Origin of the sequence: Pseudomonas sp. PB120 (assembly GCF_009761815.1) — a bacterium.
GTDB lineage: Bacteria > Pseudomonadota > Gammaproteobacteria > Pseudomonadales > Pseudomonadaceae > Aquipseudomonas.
In genome coordinates this window covers 1-19,614 of record NZ_RWIN01000046.1, presented here as the reverse complement: position 1 = coordinate 19,614, position 19,614 = coordinate 1, and the positions used below count along the sequence as shown (strand labels likewise).

Annotated in this window: 22 protein-coding genes and 3 tRNA genes; 14 read left to right on the top strand and 11 right to left on the bottom strand. The window is 58.7% G+C overall.

Annotation, left to right across the window (positions count from 1 at the left end; translation table 11 throughout):
- Positions 1–189 precede the first annotated feature (189 nt).
- A complete protein-coding gene (locus EJA72_RS09520) occupies positions 190–474 on the top strand; it encodes a hypothetical protein (protein WP_157711217.1) in 285 nt (94 codons plus the stop codon).
- On the opposite strand, the gene EJA72_RS09515 is transcribed toward EJA72_RS09520, so the two are convergent.
- Positions 471–1,154, bottom strand: a complete 684-nt coding sequence (locus EJA72_RS09515; RefSeq protein WP_178129221.1) for a TetR family transcriptional regulator — start codon at positions 1,152–1,154, stop codon at positions 471–473. The genes EJA72_RS09520 and EJA72_RS09515 overlap by 4 nt on opposite strands.
- A gap of 153 nt (positions 1,155–1,307) precedes the next feature.
- On the opposite strand from EJA72_RS09515, the gene EJA72_RS09510 reads away from it, so the two are divergent.
- From EJA72_RS09510 to EJA72_RS09505, 3 genes are all read left to right on the top strand, one after another.
- On the top strand, positions 1,308–2,147 hold the full coding sequence (locus tag EJA72_RS09510; RefSeq protein WP_157711216.1) for an NAD(P)H-binding protein: 840 nt from the start codon (positions 1,308–1,310) through the stop codon (positions 2,145–2,147).
- A 125-nt stretch (positions 2,148–2,272) separates the two neighbouring features.
- Positions 2,273–2,467, top strand: coding sequence for a hypothetical protein (locus EJA72_RS29195; protein ID WP_256679664.1), 195 nt, complete (start codon positions 2,273–2,275; stop codon positions 2,465–2,467).
- Positions 2,468–2,599: 132 nt separating this feature from the next.
- Entirely contained in the window at positions 2,600–3,418 is an 819-nt protein-coding gene (locus EJA72_RS09505; protein WP_157711215.1) for a 2OG-Fe(II) oxygenase, read from the top strand.
- A 291-nt stretch (positions 3,419–3,709) separates the two neighbouring features.
- Here EJA72_RS09505 and EJA72_RS09500 read toward each other — a convergent pair whose 3' ends face one another.
- Both EJA72_RS09500 and EJA72_RS09495 read right to left on the bottom strand, forming a co-directional pair.
- Positions 3,710–3,907, bottom strand: coding sequence for a PLD nuclease N-terminal domain-containing protein (locus tag EJA72_RS09500; RefSeq protein ID WP_178129219.1), 198 nt, complete (start codon positions 3,905–3,907; stop codon positions 3,710–3,712).
- A gap of 186 nt (positions 3,908–4,093) precedes the next feature.
- The gene (locus tag EJA72_RS09495) at positions 4,094–4,663 is read right to left on the bottom strand and encodes a YSC84-related protein (RefSeq protein ID WP_157711214.1); all 570 of its coding nucleotides are present in this window, start codon (positions 4,661–4,663) and stop codon (positions 4,094–4,096) included.
- A 494-nt stretch (positions 4,664–5,157) separates the two neighbouring features.
- On the opposite strand from EJA72_RS09495, the gene EJA72_RS09490 reads away from it, so the two are divergent.
- Positions 5,158–5,409 (top strand): hypothetical protein, encoded by a 252-nt coding sequence (locus EJA72_RS09490; protein ID WP_157711213.1) that lies wholly within the window; start codon positions 5,158–5,160, stop codon positions 5,407–5,409.
- Positions 5,410–5,444: 35 nt separating this feature from the next.
- On the top strand, positions 5,445–5,651 hold the full coding sequence (locus EJA72_RS09485) for a DUF4224 domain-containing protein (RefSeq protein WP_157711212.1): 207 nt from the start codon (positions 5,445–5,447) through the stop codon (positions 5,649–5,651).
- Positions 5,652–5,763: 112 nt separating this feature from the next.
- Here EJA72_RS09485 and EJA72_RS09480 read toward each other — a convergent pair.
- The 8 genes from EJA72_RS09480 to EJA72_RS09445 all read right to left on the bottom strand — a co-directional run bounded on the left by EJA72_RS09480 (position 5,764) and on the right by EJA72_RS09445 (position 10,654).
- A tRNA-Leu gene (locus tag EJA72_RS09480) sits at positions 5,764–5,850 on the bottom strand.
- A 162-nt stretch (positions 5,851–6,012) separates the two neighbouring features.
- A tRNA-Cys gene (locus tag EJA72_RS09475) sits at positions 6,013–6,086 on the bottom strand.
- Positions 6,087–6,132: 46 nt separating this feature from the next.
- Positions 6,133–6,208: transfer RNA gene (locus tag EJA72_RS09470), tRNA-Gly, on the bottom strand.
- Between the two features lie 63 nt (positions 6,209–6,271).
- Positions 6,272–6,832, bottom strand: a complete 561-nt coding sequence (gene pgsA, locus EJA72_RS09465; protein ID WP_157711211.1) for a CDP-diacylglycerol--glycerol-3-phosphate 3-phosphatidyltransferase — start codon at positions 6,830–6,832, stop codon at positions 6,272–6,274.
- A 32-nt stretch (positions 6,833–6,864) separates the two neighbouring features.
- A complete protein-coding gene (gene uvrC, locus EJA72_RS09460) occupies positions 6,865–8,688 on the bottom strand; it encodes an excinuclease ABC subunit UvrC (protein WP_157711210.1) in 1,824 nt (607 codons plus the stop codon).
- Between the two features lie 2 nt (positions 8,689–8,690).
- Positions 8,691–9,332, bottom strand: coding sequence for a UvrY/SirA/GacA family response regulator transcription factor (uvrY, locus tag EJA72_RS09455; RefSeq protein ID WP_008015884.1), 642 nt, complete (start codon positions 9,330–9,332; stop codon positions 8,691–8,693).
- Between the two features lie 126 nt (positions 9,333–9,458).
- The gene (locus EJA72_RS09450; protein ID WP_157711209.1) at positions 9,459–9,902 is read right to left on the bottom strand and encodes a GNAT family N-acetyltransferase; all 444 of its coding nucleotides are present in this window, start codon (positions 9,900–9,902) and stop codon (positions 9,459–9,461) included.
- Positions 9,902–10,654, bottom strand: coding sequence for a carbon-nitrogen hydrolase family protein (locus EJA72_RS09445; RefSeq protein WP_178129217.1), 753 nt, complete (start codon positions 10,652–10,654; stop codon positions 9,902–9,904). The genes EJA72_RS09450 and EJA72_RS09445 overlap by 1 nt, the downstream gene beginning before the upstream one ends.
- Before the next feature lie 160 nt (positions 10,655–10,814).
- Between EJA72_RS09445 and EJA72_RS29190 the strand changes: the two genes are divergently transcribed.
- The 8 genes from EJA72_RS29190 to EJA72_RS09410 all read left to right on the top strand — a co-directional run bounded on the left by EJA72_RS29190 (position 10,815) and on the right by EJA72_RS09410 (position 19,526).
- Positions 10,815–10,943, top strand: a complete 129-nt coding sequence (locus EJA72_RS29190; RefSeq protein WP_256679663.1) for a hypothetical protein — start codon at positions 10,815–10,817, stop codon at positions 10,941–10,943.
- 334 nt (positions 10,944–11,277) lie between these two features.
- On the top strand, positions 11,278–12,351 hold the full coding sequence (locus EJA72_RS09440; protein WP_157711208.1) for a 3-deoxy-7-phosphoheptulonate synthase: 1,074 nt from the start codon (positions 11,278–11,280) through the stop codon (positions 12,349–12,351).
- Positions 12,352–12,579: 228 nt separating this feature from the next.
- Complete coding sequence (locus tag EJA72_RS09435) at positions 12,580–13,461, top strand: triacylglycerol lipase (RefSeq protein ID WP_157711207.1); 882 nt, start codon at positions 12,580–12,582, stop codon at positions 13,459–13,461.
- A gap of 107 nt (positions 13,462–13,568) precedes the next feature.
- A complete protein-coding gene (locus EJA72_RS09430) occupies positions 13,569–13,850 on the top strand; it encodes a peptidylprolyl isomerase (RefSeq protein WP_008150918.1) in 282 nt (93 codons plus the stop codon).
- A gap of 134 nt (positions 13,851–13,984) precedes the next feature.
- Positions 13,985–15,853, top strand: coding sequence for an extracellular solute-binding protein (locus EJA72_RS09425; RefSeq protein WP_157711206.1), 1,869 nt, complete (start codon positions 13,985–13,987; stop codon positions 15,851–15,853).
- Positions 15,853–16,914, top strand: a complete 1,062-nt coding sequence (locus EJA72_RS09420; RefSeq protein ID WP_157711205.1) for a microcin C ABC transporter permease YejB — start codon at positions 15,853–15,855, stop codon at positions 16,912–16,914. The genes EJA72_RS09425 and EJA72_RS09420 overlap by 1 nt, the downstream gene beginning before the upstream one ends.
- Positions 16,914–17,936, top strand: coding sequence for an ABC transporter permease (locus EJA72_RS09415; RefSeq protein ID WP_157711204.1), 1,023 nt, complete (start codon positions 16,914–16,916; stop codon positions 17,934–17,936). Before EJA72_RS09420 ends, EJA72_RS09415 begins: the two co-directional genes overlap by 1 nt.
- An 18-nt stretch (positions 17,937–17,954) precedes the next feature.
- Positions 17,955–19,526, top strand: a complete 1,572-nt coding sequence (locus tag EJA72_RS09410; protein WP_157711203.1) for an ABC transporter ATP-binding protein — start codon at positions 17,955–17,957, stop codon at positions 19,524–19,526.
- The last annotated feature ends 88 nt before the right edge of the window (positions 19,527–19,614 follow it).

Genomic DNA, 19,614 nt, shown 5'->3' with positions numbered 1-19,614 from the left:
ATCTGGGCACCCGACACGAAGACACGGTCTGTTTCTGGACGCATGAACGGCGACGTTATCGTCACCGAGTGCGTCCCTGCCTGATCCCTCCACCCCGGCCTGGCGCTGGGTATTTTTTTGCCTGCCGAACACGCAACTCCTTTCGCCGGTTGGAAGTCCAATGATCACACGTCACGAAGGAGGCGTCTGATGGTTACTCATTTCAAAGTCGGTGGGCACCTGGCCTGTGGTCACAAAGGCAACAAACTCACCTCAAGCACCGAACTGGCTCGCGTCAAATGCAGAAGCTGCCGAAACACGGACGCGTTCAAAGACGCACGCAAGAATGAACGCAACGCTGCGCGTCGAGCCGCACGCAAGGCCAAGGTCACCCACACCACCATGGATTGGCGCGCCGCCTGGGTTGAACGGCTTACCGCGATGGCCGGCCTTCAGAGGTTGCCTCGCGGCTTCACCGGTCAACCTTTCGTTTAGTCAATTCCAGCGGCTGCGTCGGGTTCGCTCGATTCAGCCGCTGGCTGCATGATTTCCCGCAACGACATACGCTTGAAGGCTTCGACCAGACGACGTCCTTCCTCGGGCGTGCAGGAAATGGCGAGGCGCATGGTGGCTTCGCCCAATTGCCAGATCAGAAACGCCGACTCCTCAATCTGCTGCGCATCACTGCCGGGGAACACCCGCAGCACTGCGTCCGCCAGCAGTTTGCCTGCGATTCGGCTTTCCTGGAGCTCCAGCGCCATCAGCTGCTTGTCTGCCTGCATGCCGGAATAGATATCCCGCATCGCAGGCGTTGCCAGAACGACCTTGTAATACAAATCCAGAAGTCCCGAATACGCAGCACACAGACCCGGGGCATCGTTCACCGTGCTCAGCGCTTCTTCAATGCAACGACGGCTCTCGGCGTTGTAACGCTCGGCCAGCGTACGAATGACCGAACTCTTGTCGGGGAAATACTGATACAGCGATCCGATCGATATCTCGGAGCGCTCGGCGATCTCGCTCATCTTCACCTGATCGCTGCCTTTGGTCGCGATCAATTGAGTAGCGACCGCAAGGATTCGCTCCTGACGCTCACGACTGCGCTGCTGTGTAGGATTGCGCCGCGTTGGCTCCGCCGCTATCGGCGACGGCACTTCAATGGACTTCTTTGGCACTGGCGGGCTTCCCGATCAATACGTGACATTGGCTCACCTTAGCATTGGCCGTACGTCGGCTTCATCGGTTCTGTCGGTTGACGACAGAATATGAGCGTTTATCATCTTTTAAACATGAGCATCACTCACATTGAACCGATGGAGATGAAGGCGATGAAAACCAACCCACAACAAACCACCCTGATTCTTGGTGCTACCGGTAAAACCGGCCGGCGCATTGCGCAACGGCTTGAAGACGCAGGCCGCCCGGTCCGCCTCGGCTCTCGTGCGGCAACCCCGCCTTTCGATTGGGAGGACCGAACCACTTGGGAGGCTGCGCTGGACGGTGTTCGCGCGGTCTACATCGCCTATCAACCGGACATCGCCATCCCCGGCGCGCTGGAAACCGTGCAAGCGTTTACCGATCTCGCCGTCAAAAGCGGCGTTGGCAATCTGGTGTTGCTCTCGGGTCGTGGAGAGGTTGAAGCGCAACAGGCTGAACGCGCGGTGCAGAACAGCGGCGTCGACTGGACCATCCTGCGCTGCAGCTGGTTCTGCCAGAACTTCAGCGAAGGGCATTTCTTGGAGCCGATTCAACAGGGTGAACTCGCCCTTCCCGTCGGCAACATCCCGGAGCCTTTCATCGATGTTGAAGACATCGCTGATGTCGCTGCCCTGGCGCTGACTGAACCCGGCCACGCCGGCCAACTCTACGAACTGACGGGGCCACGGGCGCTGACTTTTTCAGAGGCTGTCGATGTCATCGCCCGGGAGACAAACCGCACGATCAATTTCGCGTCGGTGCCAGCGGACGCCTATCGCGAGGCACTGGTACAGGCACAACTTCCCGATCAACTGATCGACTTGGTGCTGTACCTCTTTACGACCGTGCTCGATGGCCGCAACACACAGGTCGCCGATGGCGTGGAGCGTGCGCTGGGTCGACCGGCGCGTGACTTTGCCGAGTATGTGCGGCGCACGGCCGCGACGGGCGTATGGGGAAATCAGGGTTGAAATCGAAGCCGCAAGCGCTAAGCGGCACAGTCATTGGATGGCGCCAGACAGGTTCGTCAACTAGGGTTTCTAGCGCATAGAAATGCAGCGCCTTATTGGTGGGCGCCTAATCAAGGAGGAGACCGATGACACCCATTAATACTGCCGAACAAACCTACCGCGCCTGGTCCAGCCCGATCCTGCTCGAGCTCAAGGAGAGAGAGCACCAGCTGGACCCTGACGCCCGCCAGGCCCTTCATAATGTCCTGGAAGAGCGAAGGCTTGTCGATACCGGCAACCCTTCGGGAAAGGATCGTCGCTCTGGCGATTCGACTCGATAGCCGAAAATGAATATGCAGAGAGACGCAGGACCGCGCGGCAAAAGATAAAAGTCATGTATCAAGTTTGATGCAGCGCGGATTTATGGGGAGAATATTGGCCGTCGATTTAGAAGACCATCTTTAGGATCCCAAATGGAAGTAGTGCAAATTGCAGCGCTCATCGTCAAACGACTGGATGAGGTGGGCGCGGATATTCAACAACAATGGAGCAACCCCGAGGGCACGCATACCCGCCACTTCGTTGTGGATGAGCTGCTTACCGACAAGATGGCACAGGAAATCTATGACGCATTCCCACGAAATGCAGATGGTTTTTTTGACCGACAATCTTTTCGCGAGAAGAAAAAAACACTCACCGATCTTTCGGACTATCCACAGATTCTGAGTGCCATTACCTACGCGATGCAGCACGAATCCGTGGTGGCCAAGGTTGCGCAGCTGGTCGGGATCAACGATATCGTGCCGGACCCAAGCCTTTACGCCGGAGGCCTGTCCATGATGTTCGAAGGCGACTTTCTGAATCCCCACATCGACAACAGCCACGATGGCGAACGCAACCTGTACCGCCGTCTGAACCTGCTCTATTACGTTTCCCCAAACTGGTCATTGGAGAATGGCGGCAATTTCGAGTTGTGGGATCTCCAGGTAAAAAATCAGAAGACCCTCGTATCCCGTTTCAATCGCCTGGTGGTGATGGAAACGAACAAACTCTCCTGGCATTCCGTGAGTGGTGTTCGAACGGAGATGCCCCGGTGCTGCGTTTCCAATTACTACTTTTCCGCCACCTCACCCGACGATCACGAATACTTTCATGTGACGTCCTTTAGCGGCCGCCCGGATGAACCTGGTCGCCGTTTGCTCGGAATCGTGGATAACAATCTGCGGAATATGGTTTCGAAGGCACTGCGGGTAGGCAGAGGCAAGAAGCTGGTCAATAAAACCAAGGAGTGAGGATTTCCGGAGCCCTGGCAGGAAGTCACTCCTGTCAGGTGAATCGCGGCCCCACTGCAAAATAACGGACCGGAAACAAACAAGGGCTCGCATCAGCTTTCGCCCGCAAACCCTTGATTAGAAGTGCGAAACTACCAGATGGTCTCTTCACGAAACGATCTGGACTATGCCGATTCAGCATATCGTTCAACCCCTCCTCCCGGCGTTCTGCCGACCAAACACCTTCCTTCAGCACTACGTTTTTCAGATGCTACGTTGACCTTCTTTCATGAAGAAATCGCGATACCCAATTTAGGCCTGCTCTCTTCCATACGCTCGTGGGCCAGCGAAAGCCCAAATCATTAGACCGATCACAGGAAGCAATGCAATCAGCACCACCCACAGCACCTTCTTGAAAGTTTCAGCATCGCTTCTCACCACCTGGACGATCGCCCAGATATCCACGACAAAAATGGCAAACGCGACTAAGTCGTACAAGAAAGAGCTCACGGCAACACTCCAATGCGATGGATTGCAGCTGAGAATAGGCAAAATACCCCGCTATTCAAGGCGAACCTCTTTACACCCGTAATTTTTACGTTGACCGTGGTTTGACCTCCTTCGCATTCTTGACGGCAACGAGGAGGCTCGCAAGCTGTCGCTCCAGACTCCAGCTGAAACGGCCGACTGACGGGTTCAGCGATTGAGCTTAGTAATTTTTGAACCCTGCAGTCCCAGCCCGGCCATTAAGCCCTTTTGATCAAAGATAAACGCATAAACATCAGACTGAGCCGTTGAAGTAGTCAGCGACTTAGCCATGCCTGAGTCTACGACCACGATGCTTGGGCCCACGCCGACCTCAAAGCCATTAACATTCTTCAGATCGTTCATCGCTGAATAGGTCATGAAGAACATCACGTAACCAAACTTCTGCGCGCCCGCCTGAAGACCGTATGAGGCAGCAGTGGTCGAGTAATATCCCGTGACTTTGCCGTTCTCGATCAATTCGCCTTCGCCATGGTGTGCGCCGACGATGAGACCCGCCTTCAGCACTTCCGGAAAAACGAGGATACCCTTGGCTTTCTGCGCTAAGACACGCGCTTCTGGCGTACTGATATATAAACTCTTTAACGCCGCTTTTGCCTCCTGATCCATCTGGGCGTTCGCAGCTTTCGCACCGGTTGCGGAAGTCGATTGATCCGTTTGGCACCCCGCAACGATCGCGAAGATAGAAACCAATGCCATTATTTGAAGGTGTTTGATCATGAGGAATACTCTTTTGCTACCCCCACTACTGATGAACCTGCGTGACGACAACCGTTGCTGATTAACGTCTGACAGGTCCGACCTTTATTGCATCGTGCTCACAAGCAACTGGACTTTAGCCCTGCTAAGCGTTTGGTCAAATACGATGCGATGAACGCTTCGAACCCTTGGATATGGGTTTTCGAGTTCCAGCGGGTGGCGCCATGATCGCCCTCGCCTGGTTCGCCTACGGGTACTGCTACAAGGGCCCGCGAAGAGGCGGAGATTTTCACTTGCTCCTCTGCGCCCATCCAATCAGCAACAAAGTGCACCCTGAGACTAAAACGGCAAAAGCCAAGTAACCGACACTTCGCCCCCAAATTAGTTGGTTCAGGCAAACGCCGAGTCCAATAATCACCATCGGAACCCCGGTGAGGAATAGCTTGTTTCGAAAAGCGTTATGCATCACCGCCCCCTCCCCTGAATATCTATTCCATTAAAGCAGAAGCCTGCCAGTGAACCGCGGGCGAGGAATTCGCATCACCGAATTAATCGTTGCACGACTGATGGCCTTTCGCACTGAAAGCGAGGACTGCATCGCCGAAGAAGCTGTTCTGCTCGAGGTTGTAGACTTTTCGAAGAGTGGCAAAATTGAGATGACCCTCACCGCCACAAAGCTGATCGGCAAGCCCTGCATCTATCTGACCGTATCTCTGCCTGACCTTCTCGCCAAAGGCATGGCCATGGTCGGCACGAACAAACCCTAACCACCTTCTGCCGCCACGCGCGGTATGGAGCATTCATGAGCATCCAGTTCCTTTCACATGAAGAGGTTTGCAAGCTCACCGGCGCGCGGACCAAAGCAGGTCAGATTCTCAACCTGAAGAGAAGCGGCGTCAGACACACTATCAAAATGAGTGGCTGGCCAAGCGTTACTGCCATGGCCGTGACTGCAGTCGGTATGTTTGAAGCTGAAAAACCCGCATGGAAACCACGTAAGGCAAGCTGACATGGCAGAAAGGTTTCTCCTACCAAATGAATTGCGGCCCAACTCAATAATTGCGACCCGGAAACAAACAAGGGTTTGCATCAGCTTTCGCCCGCAAACCCTTGATTTAAGATGGTGCCCGAAGCCGGAATCGAACCGGCACGCCCTTACGAGCGGGGGATTTTAAGTCCCATGCGTCTACCAGTTTCGCCATTCGGGCGGTAGCGCGTTACAGCAGTCTGCCTTGCTCGGCAGAGGGGGAAATATATACATCCCGCCCCAGTGAAGCAAGTTCGCGAACTCCCTTTTCAAGACTAAATCTTTCAAAGGAGCACAAATAAAAAAGCTCCGTAAATCAAAGATCTACGGAGCCTGTTTATAGTGGAGGCCGAGGTCGGAATCGAACCGGCGTAGGTGGATTTGCAATCCACTGCATAACCATTTTGCTACTCGGCCTCAAACATTTGATGTCATGTAGCGCAACAACAAATGTGTACAAACTTGGAGCGGGAAACGAGACTCGAACTCGCGACCCCGACCTTGGCAAGGTCGTGCTCTACCAACTGAGCTATTCCCGCGTCTTGGTGTGGCGCATTCTATAGAATCCAGAAGCCCCGTCAACCCTTTGATTCAAAAAAGTTTTATTTCTTTTCTACGTCGGTCTTCAGATGAGGCCAGGCAGCCCGCAAGTACTGGACCATGGACCACAACGTCAGGCCTGCCGACACCATCAGCAAGGTGTAACCTACCAGGACCCAGAAGCTGAAGTCTGACGGATTGGCCAGCAGGATCACCAGCGCCAGCATCTGCGCGGCGGTTTTCCATTTGCCCAGGTTGGACACCGCGACGTGGGCGCGAGCGCCAAGTTCGGCCATCCACTCTCGCAATGCCGAAACAACGATCTCGCGACCGATAATCACGGCGGCCGGCAGCGTGAGCCACAGGTTGCCGTGTTCTTGCACCAGCAGTACCAGCGCAACGGCGACCATCAGCTTGTCGGCCACAGGATCGAGAAAGGCCCCGAATGGCGTGCTTTGCTCCAGACGGCGGGCGAGGTACCCGTCCAGCCAGTCGGTGGCGGCGGCAAACGCGAAGACCGAGGCGGACGCCACGTAGCTCCATTGGTAAGGCAGGTAGAACAGTAAAATGAAGATCGGGATAAGCAGGACGCGTAGAACGGTAATCAGATTAGGGATATTCATCGGCACAACTGGCTACGAGGTGAGGTGGCATTCTACTCGCTGTGCAGATTTGCATAAATCAACTCTGCGAGCTTTTTACTGATCCCGGGTGCTTTGGCGATCTCTTCGATGCTGGCACGAGACAGCTCCTGCAATCCACCAAAATGTTTCAGCAAATCGCGGCGACGTGTCGGTCCGACCCCGGCTACGCCCTCCAGTGTAGACGTGCGGCGGGTTTTGCCACGGCGTGCGCGGTGCCCGGTGATTGCGAAACGGTGAGCTTCGTCGCGTATCTGCTGGATCAAATGCAGCGCGGGGGAGTCACCGCGTAACGTGAACTCATGGGCGGCATCGTTCAGGTACAGGGTTTCGAAGCCGGCCTTGCGCGTTGCGCCTTTGGCCACGCCCAGCAGGATCAGGTCGGGCACCGCCAGCTCATTGAGCACATCGCGGGCCATGGACAGCTGGCCCTTGCCGCCGTCCACCAACAGGATGTCCGGCAGCTTGCCCTCCCCGTCCTTCAGCTTGCTGAAGCGCCGGGTCAGGGCCTGATGCATCGCGGCGTAGTCATCGCCCGGCGTGACGCCTTCAATGTTGTAGCGACGGTAGTCGGACTTGATCGGACCTTCAGGGCCAAACACCACGCACGAGGCCACGGTCGCTTCGCCGCTGGAGTGGCTGATGTCGTAACATTCGAGGCGCTGCGGGGGCTCGTCCAGGTTAAGCACTTCCGCGAGGGCATCGAAGCGTGCCGCCACGTGTTGACGGTTAGCCAGGCGCGCGCCAAGGGCCTGTTCGGCATTGGTCACTGCCAATTGTTGCCAGCGTGCCCGCGTCCCGCGCACCCTGTGACTGATGGTCAGCTCGCGACCGCGCAACTCTTCAATGGCCGCGATCAAGGTCGGGAAGTCTTCGTGAACCACGTTGACGATGAGTTCGCTCGGCAAATCGCGTTCAGGGCTGCTGATGAAGTACTGGCCGAGAAACGCCGCCATGACTTCGGACACGTCCTCTTCAATGCCCACCTGTGGGAAGAAGTTCTTGCTCCCCAGCACCCGGCCGCCACGCACGCTGATCAAATGCACACACGCGCCGCCCGGGTTGATGAACGCGGCGATCACGTCGACGTCGCCCGTCCCGCCTTCCATGCTTTGCTGATCCTGGACCCGGCGCAGCAGCGAGATCTGATCACGCAATTCGGCAGCACGCTCGAACTCAAGGTTGATCGCCGCCTCTTCCATTCCGGCGGACAACTCGTCCGTTAGCGCATTGCTGCGGCCTTCAAGGAACATCACCGAGTGGCGGACGTCTTCGGCATACACCTCGGGCTCCACAAGACCGACACAAGGCGCCTTGCAGCGTTTGATCTGGTATTGCAGGCACGGGCGCGTGCGGTTCTTGTAATAGCTGTCTTCGCACTGGCGAACGAAAAAGGTCTTTTGAAGCAGGCTCAGGCTTTCGCGAATCGCCCCGGCGCTGGGGTAAGGGCCAAAATATTTGCCTTTGGCCTTCTTCGCCCCGCGATGGATGCTCAGACGCGGAAACGGACCGTCCGAGAGAAAGACGTACGGATAGGATTTGTCGTCGCGCAGCAGGATGTTGTAGGGCGGGCGCCATTCCTTTATGAGCGTCTGCTCGAGCAACAAGGCTTCGGTTTCATTGGCCGTGATCGTCGTCTCGACCTGCGCGATCCGCGCGACGAGCGCAGCAGTCTTCGGTGCAAGGCCGGATTTTCGAAAGTAACTCGACAGGCGATTCTTGAGGTTTTTGGCCTTGCCGACGTAGAGCAGGCGCGCGTCGCTGTCGAACATGCGATACACACCGGGACGCCCGCTGACCGTGGACAGAAAGGCGCTTGGATCGAAGGTTTCAGTCATTGTCAGAGGCTGGCATCAACCATGCCGTGACGAACCGCCAACAACGTCAACTCGACATCACTGCTGATCGAAAGCTTCTCGAAAATGCGGTATCGGTAGGTGTTCACGGTTTTTGGCGACAGGCACAACTTGTCGGAAATGATCTGGACTTTCTGACAGCCGACAATCATCAACGCGATCTGGATTTCCCGCTCCGACAGCGCGTCGAACGGCGAATCGTTGGTCGGCTGGAAAGACTTGATCGCCAGCTGCTGGGCTATCTGCGGACTGATGTAGCGTTGCCCGGCAAACACCAGGCGAATGGCCTGGACCATTTCCGGCAACCCGGCGCCCTTGGTCAGGTAACCGGCCGCCCCCGCCTGCAACAAGCGTGTAGGAAACGGGTCCTCTTCGCACACAGTGACCGCAACGACCTTGATGTCCGGATGACTGCGCAACAACTTGCGCGTGGCTTCGAGACCGCCGATACCCGGCATCTTGACGTCCATCAACACCACATCGGGTTTCAGCTCGCGCGCCTTGAGCAGGGACTCTTCCCCTGACTCGGCCTGGCCGACTACTTGCAGGCCATCGATGTCAGCCAGCATTCGTGTAATGCCTGTACGAACGAGATCATGGTCATCGACTACTAGCACCCTAATCAAGCAGACACCTCGCGATATGGTCTTATTGGGTTGCCGACACCTTAGCAAAAAGCAACTGGCAGACCTAGCGGCAAGCGTCATATAAAAAGTTTCAATACATCTTGAAAGGCTTGCCGTATGCGTGTTTCAGCGATCCGCAGCCGTCACATCACGCTGCATTCTCAGGAAACACTCGTCTTCGCCGACCACCGTCAGGCCCTTTCTTTCATACAAGGCTTTTGCCGGGTTATTGGCAAAAACCGTCAAGCGCAATGCCGGACACCGCTCCCTGCACGCCATCGCAAATACCTGATCGATCGTCCAGGAACCGGCGCCCTGCCCTCGAAACGATTCCACCATGTGCAATTCACGGATATACAACGCCTTGGCATCTCGGCTCAGGCTGACATACCCCAGCGACACATCTTCTCGCACAACCAGCCAGTTTTCACGGCCGGCCCACGCCACGTCAAACGCTTCGTCCTGCCACAGCAGGTCGTGCTGAATGTAATAGCGCAGCATGTTGCGTCGGGTCAGGTCGCGAGCAAAGTCGAGGTCAGCGGACTTCGCCGGACGTAATTCAAAACCCATCACACCTCCGCGACCGCAACGACCTGCCCCGTCCAACCGTCGGTGTTGCGGCGAGCAATCACCATAAGATTGCCGGTGCCCGCCGCGGCCGCGACCAGCGAACCGTCCGACGCCCAGATCGCGCTACGTCCTGCAGGCTCCCAGCCACCCGTCGCACCGCCGTGGTTCGCCATCAGCACCGCCATCGAATGCGTGCGGGCATAGCCTTGCAAGAGCGTGGTGTCCGGGACGTAGCCGCTTTCCGTGATCAGCACACCTGCCGCATACACATCAGCGCCTTGCTGTGCCGCCGCGGCCGCATGGCTTGCGTGGGAAAAATCCGCGCACACCGCCAGCGCGACCGTGTCGGCGCCAATGGTCAGGGGCGAGCCACCGGTGCCGGGCGCGAACGCCACCTCCTCACCTGGGTGCAAATGTTGCTTGCTGTAGACCCCCAGCGAACCTTCGGCGCCCAGGACCAGCGCACCGATCAATACCGGCGAATCACCTGACAGCCGAATCGGCATGCCGACGACAGCCGTTACACCGACTTCCCGCGCACAATCACGCAGCGGCTGAAGGACCGAGTCATCCGGTGCAATGGCCAACGAAGCCGCCAGACCGCGCTCATACCCGGTCAGCGACAACTCAGGGAATATCAGCAATTGCACGCCCTGCTCGGCCGCCACCTGCATGAAACGTCGATGCACGGCGATATTGGCGGCAAGGTCACCGGCGATGGAGATCGATTGAGCGGCGGCAATGGCGGTCACGGGGTGTCCTTTAAACAGTGTGTTGAGCCCAGCCCGCGAGTGTGCCACACCCTACAACGCACTCAAGCAATAGAAAACGCCATCGGCCATCGATAGCAATTTCTGATTGAATCCGCGTACCGGCCTCTAGTAAGCTCGGCGCATCCATCGGAGACAGACCATGTTCAACGCCCTCTCACAGCTTCGTACCGCCAGCGCCCTGCGCTCGGTTGCGGCTGCCCGGGTGAACGAAGTCTGCGCTCCGGTCAGCTTTTATTTTGGGTATTGGTTTAGCCACTGGCGCGCCTGATACCCACACGGCGCCCATTTTAAACGGGTCGCCTACCAGAGAATTCTCAACCCCCGGTCGGCCTCCCGACCGGGGGTTTTGTTTTTCTGGCCCCACATTTTTTGCGACACCAGACATCTAGAGGATTTTGAAAATGAACTACGCCACTTATTACCGTTACGACAGTTTTACCGCCTGGCGATTTACCAGCCTCCGCTCGGGACAGCCTGCCGCCTCCGATCGGTCACCCACAGGTGGCAAGCACACACACGCAGCCAATCCGGCCAATTGTCGAACACCCCACTAGGGCCGAGCGCGCGGGAACGAACCCGCCGCCAGCCCAGGAAGCCTGAATATGAACTCGTCCGTCTCCGCTTTGCCACTGTCCACCCTGAGCCCTGCCAATGAAGCGCTGACCCTGCGTCTGCCCAGCTCGTTGCAACTCAAGCAGCAACTGCCACTCAGCAACGCCCTGACCCAGCAAGTCGCCACCCACCGCGACGCGGTTCGCGCGATCCTCAACGGTGAAGACTCCCGTTTGCTGGTGATCGTCGGTCCTTGCTCGATTCATGACCCGCAATCTGCCCTCGAATACGCCAGCCACCTGGCCAGACTCGCCGCCGACGTCAGCGATGAAATGCTCCTGGTAATGCGCGCCTACGTCGAAAAACCGCGCACCACCATCGGCTGGAAAGGCCTGGCCTACGATCCGCATCTGGATGGCAGTGATGACATGGCCGCTGGCCTGACCCTGTCCCGCGAGCTAATGCGCGAGATGCTCCACCTCGGTTTGCCGATTGCCACCGAGTTGCTGCAACCGATGGCCGCCGGCTACTTCGACGATCTGCTGAGCTGGGTCGCCATCGGCGCGCGCACCACCGAATCGCAAATCCACCGGGAAATGGCCAGCGGCCTGGGCATGCCGGTCGGTTTCAAGAACGGTACCGACGGCGGCATCGGCGTCGCCAGCGACGCCATGCGCTCGGCCGCGCATCCGCACCGCCACTTCGGCGTCGATAGCCAGGGCCACCCCGCGATCATCCAGACCCCGGGCAACGCGGACACCCATCTGGTGTTGCGCGGCGGCCATCGCGGCCCCAACTATGACCGCGACAGTGTCGCCCAGGTAAACAACGACCTGACCCGACTGAAAATCCCGGCGCGCATCATGGTCGACTGCAGCCACGCCAACAGCGGCAAGGACCCGCTGCGTCAGCCGGCAGTGTTCAACGATGTGCTTGAACAACGCTTGCAAGGCGATCGCTCGCTGATCGGCATGATGATCGAGAGTCATCTGTTCGAAGGTTGCCAGCCGTTGGGCGCGATGTTGCAATACGGCGTGTCGATTACGGATGGCTGCCTTGGGTGGGCCGGCACTGAAGACTTGCTGCGCGACGCGGCTCAGCGAATGCGAGCGAAACGCCGCTGATAGGCAAATGAACTTCTGGAGGTAGGCCATTGCACCAATGTGCGCTGCCTCCGGTTAATGGACGTCCGGTTAGTCCGACAAAGACTTCATCCACATCCGACTTTTCATACCTTTCCTATACCGTTTTCGTCAGGTTACAGCGGCTTTTTCAGACATCGCCTTCACGCTTGAGTGCATTAGAGTGAGTCGCAAGCACACCCATGAACTCCTGCGAAGAAAGGTATGAACATGCAACGGAATGCAGCGACGCAACACCCGATCCTCCTTATCCACGGGCTTTTCGGCTTTGATCGCATCGGCAACGCCGAGCTGTTTCATGACGTCAAACAAGCGCTCAGAAATGCCGGTGCCCGAGTGTTTGTCCCGTACCTGTCGGCAACCCACAGCAACGAAGTCCGAGGCGAACAACTACTGACGCAGATCCAACGGGTACTCGAAGGAACGGGCGCGACCAAGGTCAACCTGATCGGGCACAGCCAAGGCGCACTCGCCGCGCGTTATGCGGCGGCGATTGCACCGCATGCCGTTGCCTCGGTGACCTCGGTCAGCGGGCCGAACCACGGCTCCGAACTGGCCGACTTCCTGCGCAAGGCGCTGACACCCGGGAGATTGCCGGAACACATCGCCGAGACGGTCGCCACCCTGTTCGCCGACTATCTGTCATTACTGAGCGGCCACCGCGACCTGCCGCAGAACGCTGTCGCGGCGCTCAACGCCCTGACCACAGAAGGTGTCGGCGCCTTCAACGATAAATACCCTCAGGGGCTGCCGAAAACCTGGGGTGGCAAGGGCCGCGAATGGGTCAACGGTGTGGGCTACTATTCCTGGAGCGGCGTCCTGGCAAAGAATGTCCTCGATGAAGGGCTCAATGCTTTCGATCCGCTGCAGGGGTTATCCCGGGCCTTTTCCCGGTATTTCACCACCGAAGCCGAGCAGAACGATGGCATGGTCGGTCGCTTCAGCTCGCACCTGGGCAAAGTGATTCGTTCTGATTATCCGTTGGATCATCTGGACAGCCTCGGCCAGACCGCCGGTCGAGTCCACAAACGCGTCGACCCCGTCGGCCTGTATGTGCAGCATGCGGAGCGCCTCAGGAACGCCGGTTTGTAAGGGAGTGCCATACTGGCTGTGCGGTACCGACGGAACTTTGAGAAGAAATAGACTACTGAATCCGGTAGGCTCCCCACTTTACTGAACATTGAAAGGAGTATTTTCCCATGGCTAAAGCCACTGCCCGTCACATCCTGGTTGCCTCGGAAGCCAAGTGCAACGAACTCAAGGCCCAGATCGAAGGCGGCGCTGATTTCGCTGAAGTTGCCAAAGCCAACTCCACCTGCCCGTCCAGCCGTCAAGGCGGTGACCTGGGTTCGTTCGGCCCGGGCCAGATGGTCAAGGAATTCGACACCGTGGTATTCAGCGCGCCGATCAACGTCGTGCAAGGCCCGGTCAAGACCCAGTTCGGCTACCACCTGCTGGAAGTGACCAGCCGTCAGGACTGATCAACGCCTGAGTCTGTGCACATCGGCCCGCCTTTTGGTGGGCCGTTGTGTTTGGGATACGTGATACGGCTGGCGAGGGACGCGCCGCTAGCGTACAAATTGCGGTTATTGACCACCCGGCTCTAAGGCTGACGATGCGACTGGCTTTCCCTACTTTGTTGTTCACTGCCGTGGCCCTGCTGTCGGGCGCCGCCGGTGTGAATGCTGCCCCGCAACATGCGTTGACCGTGTACGGCGAACCGGCGAAGTACCCTGCCGGCTTCAGTCATTTTTCCTACGCCAACCCGCAAGCGCCGAAGGGCGGCACGATGCGTCGCTCGGCGATTGAAATCGGGCACTTCGACCACATCCTGCCCTACATCGACAAAGGCATCGGCGTCTCGCAAGTCGACGGCCTGCTCTACTCGCCCCTGGCCCAGCGCTCGCTTGATGAGCCTTACACCGTGTACGGCCTGGTTGCGCAGAAAATGGAGCGTTCCGAGGATGGCTTGTCCCTACGCTTCTACCTCGACCCGAAGGCGCGTTTCGCCGACGGGACACCGATCACCGCCGAAGACGTGCGCTACACCTACGACTTGCTGATGACCCAGGGCAGCATGCGCTATCGCACTCAGTTTTCCGACGTCAAAGGCGTTGAAGTGGAATCACCGCTCACGGTTCGGTTCGACTTCAAAAGCAACGAAAACCGCACGCTGCCGCTGGATGTCGCGACGCTGCCGGTGTTTCCCGAGCACTGGTGGAAGACTCGTGACTTTGCCGGCGGTGGCGGTTACGAGGCGCCATTGGGCAGCGGCCCGTACACAATCAGCAAGGTCGACTCCGGCCGCAGCATCACTTTCGAACGCAATGCCAACTGGTGGGGCAAGGACCTGCCGGTCAGTCGCGGCCTCTACAACTTCGATCATTTCAGCATCGAGTACTTCGGCGACACCGACGTGGCGCGCCAGGTATTGCGTGGCGGCGCCTACGACTACAACCGGGAATTCTCCGCCACCGGTTACTCGATCGGCTACGAAAGCCCGGCCCTGAGCGACGGTCGCTTACAGAAGGCGCATCTTGCCCAGCAGGCCCCGCAACCGAGCCAGGGCTTTGTGTTCAACCTGCAAAACCCGATTTTCCAGGATCGCCGGGTGCGCCAGGCTCTGGCCATGCTGTGGGATTTCGAATGGAGCAACCGGCAGATGATGCGCAACATGTACATCCGCCAGCAGAGCTTCTTCTCCAACACCGACCTCGCCGCCCGGCAATTGCCGGATGCCGGTGAGCTGGCGATTCTTGAACCCTTGCGCGGGCAGATCCCTGACGAAGTGTTCACTAAGGTATTCGAAGCGCCGAAGACCGACGGCAGCGGCGTGATCCGCGACAAGCAACTGCAAGCCCTGGCCTTACTGGAGCAGGCCGGCTGGAAACCCGACGGTGATCAACTGGTCAACACTGAAGGGCAACCGCTGAGCTTCACGTTCCTGGTCAGCCAGAACGGCATGGACCGATTGCTGCTGCCTTATAAACGCACGCTGAAACAGATCGGCATCGACCTCAACATCCGGCGCATCGATTCGTCGCAGTACGTCAATCGCCTGATGAGCCGCGACTACGACATGATCGTCACCGGCTACCCGGTCACCACGTCGCCGGGGGGTGAGTTGCTCAACTATTTCGGCTCGGTCTCGGCCACCGATCCCGGCGCCAACAACTACATGGTGCTGAAGAACCCGGCCGTAGACACCCTGATCACCGGGCTGATCCGCGCCACCACCCAGCCGGACATGCTGCGTTATGCCCACGCGCTGGACCGGGTGCTGCAATGGAACTACTACTGGATTCCCAACTATTACCCGCCGGGCACCTCCACCGTCTGGTGGAACCGCTTCGGCATGCCCACCCAGCAGGCGAGCAATGACGAAGCCATCGAGAGTTGGTGGGAAACGAGCACCACGCCGCTGACCAACCAACAGATGACCAACGAGCTGATCAGCCGTGGCAGACCCGGAGGACCGCACTGATGTGGGCTTATATAGCGCGGCGTCTGCTGCTGATCCTTCCGACGCTGGTGATCATTCTTCTGGTCAACTTCGTCATCGTCCAGGCCGCGCCGGGCGGTCCGGTGGAACAGGCCATCGCGCACCTCCAAGGCATTGGCGGCGCGAGTGTCGGCGGTGGTGCCGGCGAAACTATGTCGGGCACCTCACGCGCCAGTCGCGGCCTCGACCCGCAAATGATCAAGGACATCGAAAAACAGTACGGCTTTGACAAGCCGGCCCACGAACGCTTGTGGTTGATGCTCAGCAGCTACGCGCGCCTGGACTTCGGCAAGAGCTTCTTCCGGGGCGCCACGGTCACCGACCTGATCCTGGAAAAAATGCCAACAACCATTTCCCTCGGGCTGTGGGCGACGCTGATCACCTACCTGGTGTCGATTCCGCTGGGTATCCGCAAGGCCGTGCACCATGGCAGCCATTTCGATATCTGGAGCAGCACCGCGATCATCATCGGTTATGCGATGCCGGCGTTCCTGTTTGCGATGTTCCTGATCGTGGTCTTCGCCGGCGGCACCTCGCTGAACTGGTTCCCGGTGCGGGGGCTGGTTTCCGACAACTTCGACTCGCTGTCGACCGTGGGCAAGATCGCCGACTACTTCTGGCACCTGGTATTGCCCGTCACCGCGCTGGTGATCGGCGGTTTTGCGACGCTGACCATCCTGACCAAAAACTCGTTCCTCAATGAAATCACCCGCCAGTACGTGGTCACCGCCCGCGCCAAAGGCATGAGCGAACGCCGCGTGCTGTACGGCCATGTGTTCCGCAACGCGATGTTGCTGGTGGTCTCGGGCATTCCGCAGGCGTTCATCAGCGTGTTCTTCGCCGGGTCCCTGTTGATCGAGGTGATTTTCTCCCTCGATGGCCTCGGTCGCATGAGCTACGAAGCGGCAGTTTCGCGGGACTACCCGGTGGTGTTCGGCTCGCTGTTCATCTTCACTCTGTTTGGACTTTTGATAAAACTGGTCGGCGACCTCTGCTACACCTTGGTGGACCCGCGCATCGACTTCGCCGCGAGGAACGCCTGATGTTCAAGCTCTCGCCGTTGGGCCGTCGGCGTTTCGAACGCTTCAAGAAAAACCGTCGCGGCTGGTGGTCACTGTGGTTGTTTGTCGGGCTGTTCATCTTGACCCTCGGCGGCGAACTGATCGCCAACGACAAACCGCTGATCGTCAGTTACCAGGGTTCGCTGTACTTCCCCGCTTTCAAGCGCCACACCGAACAGGAATTTGGCGGGCAACTGCCGTTCCAGGCCGACTACCGCAGCGAGTACGTGCAGAAGCTGATCAAGCAAGGTGGCGGCTGGATGCTGTTCCCGCCGATCCCGTTCAGCGACGACACGCCCAACTACGACCTGAACAAACCCGCGCCGAGCCCGCCCACCAGCGTGAACTGGCTGGGGACTGACGACCAGGCCCGGGACGTACTGGCGCGGGTGATTTTCGGTACGCGGGTGTCGATCCTGTTTGCGCTGATGCTGACCTTTGTCAGTGCGCTGATCGGCATTGCGGCAGGCGCACTGCAAGGCTATTACGGCGGCTGGATCGACCTGATCGGCCAGCGGTTGCTGGAGGTGTGGTCCGGGTTGCCGGTGCTGTACCTGCTGATCATCCTCTCCGGGTTCGTCGAACCGAATTTCTGGTGGTTGCTGGGGATCATGGCCCTGTTTTCGTGGCTGGCGCTGGTGGACGTGGTGCGCGCCGAGTTCCTGCGCGGGCGCAACCTGGAATACGTCAAGGCCGCCCGGGCGCTGGGCCTGACCGACCGTAAAGTCATCGTGCGGCACATCCTGCCCAACGCGATGAACGCGACCCTGAGCTATTTGCCGTTCATTCTGACCGGGGCGATTTCCACGCTCACAGCCCTTGATTTCCTCGGCTTCGGCATGCCGGCCGGCAGTGCGTCGCTGGGTGAATTGATCGGCCAGGGCAAGCAGAACCTGCAAGCGCCGTGGCTGGGGCTGACGGCGTTTTTCTCGCTGGCGCTGATTCTTTCTTTATTGGTGTTTATCGGGGAGGCGCTGCGTGATGCATTTGACCCTCGGTCTTGAACACGGCGGACGATTGATATGAGTAACCTGATCGAGATCCGTGACCTCAGTGTCGCCTTCAATGGCCAGACCGTGGTGCGCAACCTGTGCCTGGACATCCTGCCGGGCGAGTGTCTGGCGTTGGTCGGCGAGTCGGGGTCCGGCAAATCGGTGACGGCGCATTCGATCCTGCAATTGCTGCCCGAAACCGGCACCGAATCCACCGGCAGCATCCGCTATCGTGGCAAGGAACTGCTGGGCGCCTCGTCCAAGGTGCTGCGAGAGCTGCGCGGTAACAGGATCGCGATGATCTTCCAGGAGCCGATGACCTCGCTGAACCCGTTGCACAGCATTGAAAAACAGATCGGCGAAACCCTGCTCTTGCACAAGGGCCTTACCGGCAAAGTCGCCCAAGCGCGGATTCTTGAGTTGCTGCACCTGGTGGGCATCCAAAAGCCCAAAGAGCGGCTCAAGGCTTACCCGCATCAGCTGTCCGGCGGCCAGCGGCAACGGGTGATGATCGCCATGGCCCTGGCCTGCGAGCCGGAATTGCTCATCGCCGATGAACCGACCACGGCACTGGACGTGACGGTGCAGCGCAAGATCCTGCTGCTGCTCAAATCCCTGCAACAGCGGCTGGGCATGTCATTGCTGCTGATCAGTCACGACCTCAACCTGGTGCGCAGCATTGCCCAGCGTGTGTGCGTAATGAAGGCCGGGGAAATCGTCGAGCAGGCCCCCTGCGAAACACTGTTTACCGAACCGAAACACCCTTACAGCTGCGTGCTGCTGAACGCCGAGCCGGAAGGCGAAGCGTTGCCCCGGGACGAGCGTGAGAAAGTCCTGGAAGTGGACAACCTGAGCGTGAAGTTCGCCCTCAGTGGCGGGCTGTTTCAACGCAAGACCTACCTCACCGCCGTCGACGGTATCAGCCTGAATGTCCAGCGTGGAAAGACCCTGGGCATCGTCGGCGAGTCCGGTTCCGGCAAGTCGACACTCGGCCAGGCGATTCTGCGTCTGCTCGATTCCGAGGGCGGCATTCGCTTCGAAGGCGAGGCGCTGGACAGCCTGACGCAAAAGCAGCTGCGACCCTGGCGCAAACGGATGCAGGTGGTGTTCCAGGACCCCTATGGCAGCCTCAGCCCGCGCATGTCCGTGGCGCAAATCATCAGCGAAGGCCTTGAAGTTCACAGCCAGCTGACTGACGACGAATGCAAGGCCGAAGTGATCCGGGCGCTGGAGGAAGTCGGCCTCGACCCGCAAAGCCGTCATCGCTATCCGCACGAGTTCTCCGGTGGCCAACGCCAACGCATCGCCATCGCCCGGGCGTTGGTGCTGAAACCGGCGCTGATCCTGCTGGACGAACCGACCTCGGCGCTGGACCGCACCGTGCAGAAACAGGTGGTCGCCCTGCTCCGCCAGCTTCAGGAAAAACACGGCCTGACCTACCTGTTCATCAGCCATGACCTGGCCGTGGTCCGCGCGCTGGCCCACGACATGATCGTGATCAAGGACGGTAAGGTCGTGGAAAGCGGTGCCAGCCACGACGTGTTCGATTCACCGCAACACCCATACACCAAAGAGCTGTTGGCGGCGGCGCATCCGCGGTAGGCATAATTTTGGGTTCGCAGTTGGACCGAGTCGCCCCAATCGCGAGCAAGCTCGCTCCCACAGGGGATTTGTGAACGACACAGACCCA

Excerpts from the sequence above, each read along its gene's own strand:
- EJA72_RS09520 (WP_157711217.1), top strand. The coding sequence starts at position 190 with ATGGTTACTCATTTCAAAGTCGGTGGGCACCTGGCCTGTGGTCACAAA.
- EJA72_RS09510 (WP_157711216.1), top strand. The coding sequence starts at position 1,308 with ATGAAAACCAACCCACAACAAACCACCCTGATTCTTGGTGCTACCGGT.
- EJA72_RS29195 (WP_256679664.1), top strand. The coding sequence starts at position 2,273 with ATGACACCCATTAATACTGCCGAACAAACCTACCGCGCCTGGTCCAGC.
- EJA72_RS09505 (WP_157711215.1), top strand. The coding sequence starts at position 2,600 with ATGGAAGTAGTGCAAATTGCAGCGCTCATCGTCAAACGACTGGATGAG.
- EJA72_RS09495 (WP_157711214.1), bottom strand. The coding sequence starts at position 4,663 with ATGATCAAACACCTTCAAATAATGGCATTGGTTTCTATCTTCGCGATC.
- EJA72_RS09485 (WP_157711212.1), top strand. The coding sequence starts at position 5,445 with ATGAGCATCCAGTTCCTTTCACATGAAGAGGTTTGCAAGCTCACCGGC.
- pgsA (WP_157711211.1), bottom strand. The coding sequence starts at position 6,832 with ATGAATATCCCTAATCTGATTACCGTTCTACGCGTCCTGCTTATCCCG.
- uvrC (WP_157711210.1), bottom strand. The coding sequence starts at position 8,688 with ATGACTGAAACCTTCGATCCAAGCGCCTTTCTGTCCACGGTCAGCGGG.
- EJA72_RS09450 (WP_157711209.1), bottom strand. The coding sequence starts at position 9,902 with ATGGGTTTTGAATTACGTCCGGCGAAGTCCGCTGACCTCGACTTTGCT.
- EJA72_RS29190 (WP_256679663.1), top strand. The coding sequence starts at position 10,815 with ATGTTCAACGCCCTCTCACAGCTTCGTACCGCCAGCGCCCTGCGCTCG.
- EJA72_RS09440 (WP_157711208.1), top strand. The coding sequence starts at position 11,278 with ATGAACTCGTCCGTCTCCGCTTTGCCACTGTCCACCCTGAGCCCTGCC.
- EJA72_RS09435 (WP_157711207.1), top strand. The coding sequence starts at position 12,580 with ATGCAACGGAATGCAGCGACGCAACACCCGATCCTCCTTATCCACGGG.
- EJA72_RS09430 (WP_008150918.1), top strand. The coding sequence starts at position 13,569 with ATGGCTAAAGCCACTGCCCGTCACATCCTGGTTGCCTCGGAAGCCAAG.
- EJA72_RS09425 (WP_157711206.1), top strand. The coding sequence starts at position 13,985 with ATGCGACTGGCTTTCCCTACTTTGTTGTTCACTGCCGTGGCCCTGCTG.
- EJA72_RS09420 (WP_157711205.1), top strand. The coding sequence starts at position 15,853 with ATGTGGGCTTATATAGCGCGGCGTCTGCTGCTGATCCTTCCGACGCTG.
- EJA72_RS09415 (WP_157711204.1), top strand. The coding sequence starts at position 16,914 with ATGTTCAAGCTCTCGCCGTTGGGCCGTCGGCGTTTCGAACGCTTCAAG.
- EJA72_RS09410 (WP_157711203.1), top strand. The coding sequence starts at position 17,955 with ATGAGTAACCTGATCGAGATCCGTGACCTCAGTGTCGCCTTCAATGGC.